Origin of the sequence: Bradyrhizobium sp. (assembly GCF_004799405.1) — a bacterium.
GTDB lineage: Bacteria > Pseudomonadota > Alphaproteobacteria > Rhizobiales > Xanthobacteraceae > Bradyrhizobium.
Window position 1 is genome coordinate 1 of record NZ_SSMW01000136.1, and the last position, 10,311, is coordinate 10,311.

10 protein-coding genes are annotated in these 10,311 nt (G+C 64.2%); 2 read left to right on the forward strand and 8 right to left on the reverse strand.

Going from position 1 to position 10,311, the window contains the following annotated elements; translation table 11 throughout:
- The 4 genes from E7813_RS21575 to E7813_RS21590 form a co-directional block, all read right to left on the reverse strand.
- Positions 1 to 368 (reverse strand): enoyl-CoA hydratase/isomerase family protein (locus E7813_RS21575; RefSeq protein WP_291577296.1); only part of this gene is annotated, 368 nt, incomplete at its 3' end.
- Positions 365 to 1,510: an isobutyryl-CoA dehydrogenase gene (locus tag E7813_RS21580; protein ID WP_291577297.1), complete on the reverse strand. Its 1,146-nt coding sequence runs from the start codon at positions 1,508 to 1,510 to the stop codon at positions 365 to 367. The genes E7813_RS21580 and E7813_RS21575, both read right to left, overlap by 4 nt.
- 31 nt (positions 1,511 to 1,541) lie before the next feature.
- A complete protein-coding gene (locus E7813_RS21585) occupies positions 1,542 to 3,038 on the reverse strand; it encodes a CoA-acylating methylmalonate-semialdehyde dehydrogenase (RefSeq protein ID WP_291577298.1) in 1,497 nt (498 codons plus the stop codon).
- 165 nt (positions 3,039 to 3,203) lie between these two features.
- Entirely contained in the window at positions 3,204 to 3,830 is a 627-nt protein-coding gene (locus E7813_RS21590) for a TetR/AcrR family transcriptional regulator (RefSeq protein ID WP_291577299.1), read from the reverse strand.
- A 190-nt stretch (positions 3,831 to 4,020) separates the two neighbouring features.
- Between E7813_RS21590 and E7813_RS21595 the strand changes: the two genes are divergently transcribed.
- Both E7813_RS21595 and E7813_RS21600 read left to right on the forward strand, forming a co-directional pair.
- Positions 4,021 to 4,791 (forward strand): enoyl-CoA hydratase, encoded by a 771-nt coding sequence (locus E7813_RS21595; protein ID WP_291577301.1) that lies wholly within the window; start codon positions 4,021 to 4,023, stop codon positions 4,789 to 4,791.
- A 342-nt stretch (positions 4,792 to 5,133) separates the two neighbouring features.
- Positions 5,134 to 6,417, forward strand: a complete 1,284-nt coding sequence (locus E7813_RS21600) for an MFS transporter (RefSeq protein ID WP_291577302.1) — start codon at positions 5,134 to 5,136, stop codon at positions 6,415 to 6,417.
- Positions 6,418 to 6,631: 214 nt separating this feature from the next.
- Here the strand turns inward: E7813_RS21600 and E7813_RS21605 are convergent, their stop codons facing one another.
- The 4 genes from E7813_RS21605 to E7813_RS21620 form a co-directional block, all read right to left on the reverse strand.
- Positions 6,632 to 8,191, reverse strand: a complete 1,560-nt coding sequence (locus tag E7813_RS21605; protein WP_291577303.1) for a carboxyl transferase domain-containing protein — start codon at positions 8,189 to 8,191, stop codon at positions 6,632 to 6,634.
- Complete coding sequence (locus tag E7813_RS21610; protein WP_291577304.1) at positions 8,121 to 9,095, reverse strand: helix-turn-helix domain-containing protein; 975 nt, start codon at positions 9,093 to 9,095, stop codon at positions 8,121 to 8,123. Before E7813_RS21610 ends, E7813_RS21605 begins: the two co-directional genes overlap by 71 nt.
- Before the next feature lie 140 nt (positions 9,096 to 9,235).
- Positions 9,236 to 9,760, reverse strand: a complete 525-nt coding sequence (locus tag E7813_RS21615; protein WP_291577305.1) for a carboxymuconolactone decarboxylase family protein — start codon at positions 9,758 to 9,760, stop codon at positions 9,236 to 9,238.
- Between the two features lie 9 nt (positions 9,761 to 9,769).
- Positions 9,770 to 9,922 carry a hypothetical protein gene (locus E7813_RS21620; protein ID WP_291577306.1) on the reverse strand — a complete coding sequence of 51 codons (153 nt, stop codon included), beginning with the start codon at positions 9,920 to 9,922 and terminating at the stop codon, positions 9,770 to 9,772.
- Positions 9,923 to 10,311 lie beyond the last annotated feature (389 nt).

Consider the following 10,311-nt stretch of genomic DNA (forward strand, 5'->3'; position numbering starts at 1 on the left):
CCGCCCATCACGATGCCGTCCATGAACGCCACATACGGTTTCGGAAACCTGGCGATGCGCGCATTGAGGATATATTCCTCCCGCCACAGGATTTTGCCGAGGTCGCCACGGACTTTCGAGCTTTCGTAGAGCGCGCGGATATCGCCGCCGGCACACAGGCCGCGGTCGCCGGCGCCTTCCAGCAGGATCAGACCCACAGCAGGGTCGGCCTCGAATTGATCGAGCGCCTTGTCGATGTCGCGAAACATCTCCAGCGTCACGGCGTTGATGGCTTTCGGGCGATTGAGCCGGATGATGCCGGCAGCACCCTCGCACCGGGCGATCAGGTCGGGCTCGGCGCCCGCAACAGCCGCGGCGGGCGCCGTCATCGCGCGCCCTCGATCAGCTTGCGCGCCACGATCACCCGCATGATCTCGTTGGTGCCTTCGAGAATCTGGTGCACGCGCAGGTCGCGCACGATCTTCTCGATGCCGAATTCGCTGAGGTAGCCGTAGCCGCCGTGCAATTGCAGCGCCTGGTTGGCGACCTCGAAGCCCACGTCGGTGCCGAAGCGCTTGGCCATCGCGCACAGCATGGTGGCATCAGGATCCTTGCGGTCGAGCGCCGCCGCCGCGCGCCACACGAAGGTCCGGGCCGCTTCGAGCTCGGTCGCCATGTCGGCGAGGCGAAACTGCAGCGCCTGGAATTCGTCGAGCCGTTTGCCGAAGGCCTTGCGCTCTTTCATGTAGGCCAGCGACTTGTCGAGCGCGCATTGCGCGCCGCCGAGCGAACAGGCCGCGATGTTGATGCGCCCGCCGTCGAGCCCGGCCATCGCGATCTTGAAGCCGATACCTTCATCGCCGAGCCGGTTGGCGACCGGCACGCGTGCGTTTTCGAAAATCACCGCACGGGTCGGTTGCGCATTCCAGCCCATCTTGCGCTCGTTGGCGCCGATCGAAAGCCCCGGCGTATCGCCCTCGACCACCAGCGTCGAGATGCCGCCGGGTCCGTCATGGCCGGTCCGCACCATCACCACATAGACGTCGCCCTTGCCGGCGCCGGAAATGAACTGTTTCTGGCCGTTGAGCACGTAGTGGTCGCCGTCGCGCACCGCGCGGGTCCGCAGCGCCGCGGCATCCGAGCCCGAGCCCGGCTCGGTCAGGCAATAACTCGCCAGCAATTCCATGGTGCAGAGTCGCGGCAGCCATTTGCGCCGCTGGGTGTCGTTGCCATAGGCATCGATCATCCAGCACGCCATGTTGTGGATCGAGATGAATGCGGAGACCGTCGGACAACCTAACGCCAGCGCCTCGAAGATCAGCGCCGCATCCAATCGCGTCAGCGCCGAGCCGCCGACATCGTCGCGGATGTAGACCCCGCCCATGCCAAGCGTCGCCGCCTCGCGCATCACATCGACCGGAAAGTGCTTGTCCTCGTCCCAGCGGATCGCATGCGGCGCGATCTTCTCCGCGGCGAAGTCCCGCGCCATGTCGCGAACCGCGATCTGATCCTCGTTGAGCGCGAATTGCATCAGACGCCTGTCGACGCGATCATGCGTTCGCTCAATTCATCGTCGGAATCGAGAACTCCGCGCCTTCCTTGACGCCGGAGGGCCAGCGCGCGGTCACGGTCTTGGTCTTGGTATAGAAGCGGATCGAATCCGGACCGTGCTGGTTGAGATCGCCGAAGCCGGACTTCTTCCAGCCGCCGAAGGTGTAGTAGGCGATCGGCACCGGGATCGGCACGTTGATGCCGACCATGCCGACATTGACCTTGGCCGCGAAGTCGCGTGCGGCGTCGCCGTCGCGGGTAAAGATCGCAACGCCATTGCCGTAATCGTGGTCGGACGGCAGCGCCAGCGCCTCGTGATAGTCGTGGGCGCGCACCACCGACAGCACCGGGCCGAAGATCTCTTCCTTGTAGATCCGCATGTCTTTTGTCACATTGTCGAACAGGCAGCCGCCCATGTAAAAGCCGTTCTCATAGCCCTGCATCTTGAAGCCGCGGCCATCGACCGCGAGTTTTGCCCCCTCCTTGATACCGATCTCGACGTAATTCTTGACGCGATCGAGTGCTGCCTTGGTCACCAGCGGACCGTAATCCGCCGACGGATCGATCGAGGTGCCGATCTTCAGGGACTCGACCCGCGGGATCAGTTTTTCCATCAGGCGGTCGGCGGTGGTCTTGCCGACGGGCACCGCGACCGAGATCGCCATGCAGCGTTCGCCGGCCGAACCGTAGCCGGCGCCGATCAGGGCATCGACGGTCTGGTCCATGTCGGCGTCGGGCATCACGATGGCGTGGTTCTTGGCGCCGCCGAAGCATTGCGCGCGTTTGCCGGTGGCCGCCGCCCGCTCATAGATGTATTGCGCGATCGGCGAGGAGCCGACGAAACCGACGGCGCGGATATCGGGATCGTCGAGGATGGCGTCGACCGCCTCCTTGTCGCCGTTGACGACATTGAGGATGCCCGGCGGCAGCCCCGCTTCGATCATCAGCGCCGCCAGCGCCATCGGCACGCCGGGATCGCGCTCCGACGGCTTGAGCACGAAGGCATTGCCGCAGGCGATCGCCGGCGCGAATTTCCACATCGGGATCATCGCCGGAAAATTGAACGGCGTGATGCCGGCGACAACTCCCAGGGGTTGTCGCAGCGAATAGATGTCGATGCCGGGGCCGGCGCCTTCGGTGTACTCGCCCTTCATCAGATGCGGAATGCCGCAGGCGAACTCGACCACTTCGAGGCCGCGCTGGATGTCGCCCTTGGCGTCGGGAACCGTTTTGCCATGCTCGCGCGCCAAGAGATCGGCGAGCTTGTCGTAATCGCGTTGCGCCAGTTCCAGGAATTTCATCATGACGCGGGCGCGGCGCTGCGGGTTGGTGGCGCCCCACTCGACCTGCGCGGCCTTGGCGTTCTCGACCGCCGCGCGCAACTCGGCTTTGGAAGCCAGCGCCACCTTGGCCTGGACGTCGCCGGTCATCGGCTCGAACACGTCGGCGAACCTGCCCGATGTGCCCTTGACCTCACGTCCCCCGATAAAATGTCCGATTGAGCGCATGGGTTCCTCCAGAAGCTTGTTTGCAAGGGCCGGTTTTGCGGCATCTTGCAGTCTTTGCAGGATTTGGAAAGAGTTTCCGCGCGCAGCGCGATTGCGAAAATGCGGGTGTGGCCGTGTTTCCGGAAGCCTACGACCAACGTCGCATGCGCCCGACGGAAAACCTCGTCAGTGCCGGATCGCTTTAGCGGCTTTCCCCGACGTCGCCTTCTTCGCTGACGCCGCGCGATCCAGCACCGCGTCACGCCCGGCGGAGAGAATCTCGTCGGAAAATTCGCCGCTGCCGGCCACCCGGGCCAGCACCAGCGCTCCCATCATGGTGGCGAGAGCGGCCATCGCCTGCTGGCGCGCTGCTTTGCGCGAAACCTCCGGGATCTGATCGGCGAGCATGTCGATCATCTGTTCCAGCTTGGCGGCGAATGCCTTGCGGGTCCTGGGGTTCTCGCGGGCGATCTCCGCGCCCAGCGCCGGAACCGCGCAGCCATGACCGGGGTCGTCGCGATGCACCCTCGTCAGGTAGGAATCCACGATGGTCGCCAGCCGCTGTTCCGGGGGCGTCTGCTCGGCGATTTTGCGCCAGTGATCGGTGGAGCGGTCCATCGCATGGGCAAAAGCCTCGATGACCAGCGCTTCCCGGGAATCGAAATGGGCGTAGAACCCGCCATGGGTCAAGCCTGCGTCCTTCATCAGGTCGGCGACGCCGATGCCATGCGCGCCCTTTTCGCGAAGCCGCACCGAGGCCTTCTTCACGATCCTGGCGTGGGTCTCCTGCTTGTGTTCCCTGGAGTAGCGCATGGGTGTCCCATTGGATGTTTGCGGTCATATAATATCGGAAACGGTTGGGAAAAGCTGCATCTATTTGCAAAGACTATCTGCCCAGGACCAACATGACAGCGGAAGGATCGGTCCGGGAAGCTTGACAAGCCGCCGGTTTGACCGGGAATAACGCTGTTCGAAAACCGCCGACGCCCACCCGAGACCCGCCATGCACATGCTCAATCCCCATTGCGGCGTCGATCGCGACCCGCGCGGCGTGGTCAAGCTGACGATCTGCAATGCCGGCTCACTCAACATCCTGGGAACCGCGGTCATCAACGGCGTTCGCAACGGGCTGGAGGTGCTGGCGACGGAGCAGCAGATCCGGGTGCTGGTGCTCGCGGGCCAGAGCGAAAAGAGCATGATCGGCGGCGCCGACATCAAGGAAATGGCTGGGCTCGACCAGGCCTCGGCCGAAAAATTCATCACCGGCTTGCGCGATCTCTGCGAAGCGGTGCGGGCCTTTCCGGCGCCCGTCATTGCGCGGATGCCTGGCTGGTGTCTCGGCGGCGGGCTTGAGGTCGCCGCCGCCTGCGATGTCCGGATTGCCGCGCACGATGCTAAATTCGGCATGCCGGAAGTCAAAGTGGGGATTCCCAGCGTCATCCACGCGGCGCTGTTGCCGCGGCTGATCGGCTGGGGCCGCGCCCGCTGGCTGGTCATGACCGCCGCCAATATCGATGCCCCGACGGCGCTGGCCTGGGGGCTGGTCGATGTGGTGGCGCCGGAAGGCGGCCTCGATGCCGCCGTCGAAAGCACGATAGCGGCGCTGCTGGAATGCGGTCCCGAGGCATTGCGCTCGCAGAAGGCGCTGCTGCGGCAATGGGAAGAACTGCCGCTGAAGGAATCCGTCAATCTCAGCATCGGCGTGTTCGGGCAATCGTTCCTGAGCGGCGAGCCGCAGCGGCTGATGCAGGGGTTTCTGGACCGGAAGCGGTAACTTCTTCCTTCTCCCCTTGCGGGAGAAGGTGGCAGCCGAAGGCTGCCGGATGAGGGGTCTCTCTCCGCGAGCACTGAATTATCTTTCGGGCGCTGAAATCCGCTGAGGCAGACCCCTCACCCGTCTTCGCTTCGCGGAGTTCCCCTCGGGAAAATACCTCGCGACAATTCATGCCGAACCGCCATTGCAATTTTTGCAGTGCATTATATTATGATTGTCATTCAAACGATGCCGCTTCCCGCGCATGGTTTAGCTTGATGTCTTGAAATGAGGGAAATACGGCATTTCAGACACACGACCGTCATGCCAGTGATATGACGGGTCCAACCCGCAGGAACCTTCATGATCTCCACCTGGCTTTCCGCCGCCCTCGCCCGCCGCAACATCCATTACGGCTGGGTGATGGTCGGCGTGACCTTCCTCACCGCGCTGATCAGCGCCGGCACGGTCGGGGCGCCCGGCGTGTTTATCGTGCCGCTGCAGCATGAGTTCGGCTGGACCACCGCGGAGATTTCCTCGGCATTGTCGATCCGCTTCATCCTGTTCGGGCTGATGGCGCCGTTCGCAGCCGCATTGCTGAACCGCTACGGCCTGCGCAACGTGACGCTGGCGGCGCAACTGGTCGTGGTCTCGGCGCTTCTGGCGTCGCTGGCGATGACCAAGGTCTGGCAATTGATGCTGCTGTTGGGCGTCGTGGTCGGCATCGGCACCGGCATGACCGCGCTGGTGCTCGGCGCCACCATTGCCGCGCGCTGGTTCGCGGCGCGGCGCGGCCTCGTGGTCGGTATCCTCACCGCGAGCGTAGCCACCGGGCAGTTGGTGTTCCTGCCGCTGCTGGCGAGCCTGACCGAACGGCTGGGCTGGCGCGTGGCGCTGGCGCTGGTATGCGCGATGCTCGGCGTCTCCGCCGTCGCGGTGCTGATGGTGATGCGCGACCGCCCCGGCGATGTCGGGCTGCGGCCATTCGGCGATGAAGGCACGCAGCCGTTGCCGGCGCCGCCACCGAACACCGCGCCGATCATGGCGGCCGCGCTCGGCACGCTGCGCGATGCCGCCAGGACCCGGGTGTTCTGGATTCTGTTTTTCACCTTCTTCATCTGCGGCGCCTCTACCAACGGGCTGGTCCAGGTGCATCTGATTCCGATGTGCCTCGATTTCGGCATTCCGCAGGTCCAGGCCGCGAGCCTGCTCGCCGCCATGGGCGTCTTCGATTTCTTCGGCACCATCGTGTCGGGGTGGCTGTCGGACCGCTACGACAACCGCTATCTGCTGTTCTGGTATTACGGGCTGCGCGGCCTGTCGCTGCTGTTCCTGCCGTTCACCGATTTCTCGTTCTACGGCCTGTCGCTGTTTGCGATGTTCTACGGCCTCGACTGGATCGCGACGGTGCCGCCGACGGTGCGGCTCACCGCCCAGCGATTCGGTCCGGAGCGCGCCAACCTGGTGTTCGGCTGGATCTTCGCCGGCCATCAATTGGGCGCCGCCACCGCAGCGTTCGGCGCCGGCCTGTCGCGCACGCTGCTGCTGAGCTACCTGCCGGCGTTTTTCGCAGCCGGCGCGCTCTGCATCATCGCGGCGGTGATCACGCTGACGATTTCGCGGCCGGCGAAGGCGGCGGCGGCGTGACTCTTCTCCCTCGCCCAGCCCTGGCGGGCTCGAGACGAGCAAAGCTCGCTCTTAGAGGGGTTGGGGTGAGGGGATGCCTCGGCAAATTCTGAAGAAGAAATACCCGCGGTGAGTCCCCCTCACCCGAAATTCGCTACCGCGAATTTCGACCTCTCCCCGCATCCGCCTTCGCCTGAAGGCGGGCTTCGGCGGACAAGAGCGGGGCGAGGTTAAGCTACGGCCTGATCGTGAAATTCGTCGCCGGCCCCGGTGTGCGGATCGGTTCGGCCAATCGCGCGAATTCGCATAATAGTGAACGCGTCTTGCGCGGATCGATGATCTCCTCGACCCAGAACCGTTCGGCGGAACGGAACGGCGAGCGCAGCTTGTTGAGCCGGTCCTCGATCTCCTGCAGCTTGGCCTTGGGATCATCAGCAGCATCGATGTCGGCGCGATAGGCCGCCTCGATGCCGCCTTCCAGCGGCAGCGAGCCCCAATAAGCCGACGGCCAGGCATAGCGCATCGAAAACCGGTCCGCCGGCTGATGCACGACGCCGGCGACCCCGAACGAATTGCGCACGATGATGGTGCACCATGGCACCGTGGTCTGGTTGACCGCGGCCATCGCGCGCACGCCGTGGCGGATGGTTGCGGCCTTCTCGGCATCGAGCCCGATCATGAACCCCGGACAATCCATCAGATAGACCACCGGCAGATGGAAGGTTTCGGCCAAATCAACGTAGCGCACCACCTTCTGGCAGGCGTCCGCCGTCCACGAGCCGCCGTAGTGAAAGGGATCGCTCGCCAGCAGCAGCACGGCGCGGCCTTCCAGCCGCGCGAAGCCGGCAATGATCGGGCGGCCGAAATTGGCGCCCATCTCGAAGAACGAGCCCTTGTCGACGACGGCGTCGATAATGGGTCGCATCTTGTAGACCTGACGGCGGTTGCGCGGCACCGCCTTCATCAGGGATTCCTCCGCGCGCTGCGGATCGTCCTCGCAAGGAATCGTCGGCGGCAGTTCATAGACCGACGACGGCAGATACGACAGGAAGCGGCGAGCGCAGACGAAAGCCTCCTCCTCGGTATCGACGGCGTGGTCGACGCCACCGGCGCGGGTCTGGATTTCGGCGCCGCCCAGTTCCTGCTTGGTGAGATCCTGGCCGAGGCGTTTTACCACCGGCGGGCCGGCGACGAACATCGCCGAACTCTTGGTCATGACCGAGTAATGGCTGGCGGCCAATCGCGCCGCGCCCAGACCTGCGACCGAACCGAGCCCCAGTCCGACCACGGGCACGCGGGCCATGTTCGCCGTGGTGTACAGATACGCGCGGGTGCCGCCGATCCCGCCGGGAAGATTGGCCGCTCCCTTGGTCTCGATGGTTTTCACCGAGCCGCCGCCGCCGGAGCCCTCGATCACCCGGATGATCGGCAGCCGGAAATCATGCGCCATCTCCTCGGCCATCAGCGGCTTGGCCGAGATCGAGGCATCGGCGGAGCCGCCGCGCACGGTGAAATCGTCGCCGACCACCACCACGGTGCGGCCGTCGATCTTGCCGCGGCCGAACACGCAATTGGCCGGCGTCAGATTGACGAGTTCGCCGCTCGCGCCATATTCGGCGGTGCCGGAGATCGCCCCGACCTCGTGAAAGCTGTTGGCGTCGACCAGCCGGTCGATGCGCTCGCGAACGGTGAGCCGGCCCTGGTCGCGCTGACGCTTGACCTTGTCAACGCCTCCCATCTCGCGCGCGAACGCTTCGCGCCGGGCGAGGTCGTCGAGCTCCGGCTTCCAGTTCATCGGTCTCCTCCGTCTTGATCGCCTTGTTTTTATGAACCGCCGCCGGGAGCGGCTTGTTCTGCATGCGGTTGCTGAAGAGCTCGCCATCCGCGCCCTCCAGCAGGCTGCCGACCGCGACGCTCAGTTCCAGCATCGGGCGCGCGACTTCCTTGTGCAGCCGCTTCTCGTCGTACATCGCCGACAACAGGCCGATCGTCACCACCACGAAGGTCTGGTATTGCGGCGACCACAGCGGCACCGCGAGACCGTTGATATGCGGGCTCCATAATCCGCAGGCCACGACATATCCATGCTCGCGCAGAAACCGGCGGTTGTCCTCGATGCGGGGCCGCAGCAGTCTTGCGCCTTGCGGATTCTCGCGTTCCATTTCCGCCAGAAGCGCGTCGCCGACATCGGTATCGAGTGCCGCGGTATAGGCATGGCCCGCGGCCGTGCTCGCCATGGCGATGCGGCTGCCGGTGCTTTCATGCAGGCCGAGCGCGTTGGCGGCGCGCGCGAACTCCAGATAGACCAGGTGAAAACGATCGGGAATGACGAAGCCGACAGTGCCCGGCAATTGCTCGGCGACGTCCTGCAGCCGCAGCCGGATCAGGTTGCGCAACTGCAGGCCGCGCATCATCGAGGTGCTCATCGCCACCGCGCTGGGGCCGATCCGGTATTTCTGGTCGCGCGGCAGATAAACCAATTGGCCCATCCGGGTCAGCGTGTGGGTCAGGCGCGACACCGTCGAGCGCGGCAGCCCGCAGCGACTGGAAATCTCGAGATTGCCGAGCCGCGCCTCATGGCCCTCGAAGCAGCGCAATACGTCGAAGGCGCGCGACACAACCTGAATAACGTCGCCCTCGCCGGCAAGATCGCTGGCGAACATTCCCTGCTTGCTGAGCCGTTCCGAGCGCCTTCCCATGAGAGCCTCATTCTGCCGGGCGGAATAAAATTCCGCTAGAAGAACAAGCTACCCCAGGCCATCCGCGGCCACAACAAAAAGCCGTCCGCGCAGGCGACGGACGGCTTAAGCCGGATGCGCTGGAAACGCGCGTCGGACGTTCAAACCACCTCCGACACCGGCTGCAGATCGATGCCGAAGGTTTCCAGGAATTTTGACGTCATGATGTAGAAGCCGACGGAGAGCTGCAACTCGATCAGCGCGCGCGGCGTTAATTTGGCGGCGATGGCGTTGAAGGTCGCGTCGGTCGGGCGGCGTAAGCGTACGATTTCATCGGTAAAGGCGAGCGCGGCGCGTTGCACGTCGTTGAAACAGGTCGCCGTTGTCCAGTCTTCAAGGGCTGCGTTTTGCTCGTCGGTGACGCCAACCCCCTTGCCGATGCGCTTGTGGGCGACGATTTCATAGGGCGCTTCGCACAGGATGCCGGTGCGCGTGATCGCGAGTTCACGCACCACCGGATCGAGTTCGCCCTTGTGCCTGATGGCGCCGCCGAGCCGGCAATACTGCTCGAAGTAGCTCGGCGAATGCGACATCATCCGGAAGATGTTGGCGTTGCGGTTCTTGCCCAGGATCTCGCGGGTACGATCGTTTGCCTTGGCGGGGTCGGCATATTCGATACGGGCCATGATTTAACCTTAGGTTTCCTGATCGTTGATTGGGCGATGCGCCGGCAGCGCCTCGCCGCGCGCGATCATGCCTTGCAGCAAGCTTTGGATCAACATGACAGCTTCAAAAACGTCATCCCACGCGCACATCTTGGCTGCGCGTGAGCCAAAATCCCGCCGCATTACCATTCGATTCTGATGCCGTCGATATTCGCTGAGTGGGGACTCGTTAAGCGGATACTCGTCGCGGGGTGTTCCGAGTGAAGCACAAATGGAGTCGTCAGGCCCTCCCGGGCGACGATGACTCACGCCCAGGTCTAGGGAGCATGACCATGAAGGAAGCCACCAAAAGGGCAGCCTCGGAGATGCTCGCGCAAATGCTGGCGGTGACGGCCATGCTCGTCATCGCCAGCGTTGTATTCTATTGGCGGTAACGAGCATAGCCGTCATTCGCGCATTCGCGCGGCCCGTTGGCTCGCAATGACGTAGTTAGCCCTGAAACACCACCGCATCGACCACCACGCAGCCCCTGCCCGCGCTGTCGAGCAGCACCGGGTTGAGATCGAGGCTCA

What these genes read in the sequence shown, in the direction of transcription:
- E7813_RS21600 (WP_291577302.1), top strand. Translation starts at nt 5,134, where the DNA reads ATGATCTCCACCTGGCTTTCCGCCGCCCTCGCCCGCCGCAACATCCAT.
- E7813_RS21580 (WP_291577297.1), bottom strand. Translation starts at nt 1,510, where the DNA reads ATGCAATTCGCGCTCAACGAGGATCAGATCGCGGTTCGCGACATGGCG.
- E7813_RS21585 (WP_291577298.1), bottom strand. Translation starts at nt 3,038, where the DNA reads ATGCGCTCAATCGGACATTTTATCGGGGGACGTGAGGTCAAGGGCACA.
- E7813_RS21595 (WP_291577301.1), top strand. Translation starts at nt 4,021, where the DNA reads ATGCACATGCTCAATCCCCATTGCGGCGTCGATCGCGACCCGCGCGGC.
- E7813_RS21620 (WP_291577306.1), bottom strand. Translation starts at nt 9,922, where the DNA reads ATGCGGCGGGATTTTGGCTCACGCGCAGCCAAGATGTGCGCGTGGGAT.
- E7813_RS21615 (WP_291577305.1), bottom strand. Translation starts at nt 9,760, where the DNA reads ATGGCCCGTATCGAATATGCCGACCCCGCCAAGGCAAACGATCGTACC.
- E7813_RS21590 (WP_291577299.1), bottom strand. Translation starts at nt 3,830, where the DNA reads ATGCGCTACTCCAGGGAACACAAGCAGGAGACCCACGCCAGGATCGTG.
- E7813_RS21610 (WP_291577304.1), bottom strand. Translation starts at nt 9,095, where the DNA reads ATGGGAAGGCGCTCGGAACGGCTCAGCAAGCAGGGAATGTTCGCCAGC.
- E7813_RS21605 (WP_291577303.1), bottom strand. Translation starts at nt 8,191, where the DNA reads ATGAACTGGAAGCCGGAGCTCGACGACCTCGCCCGGCGCGAAGCGTTC.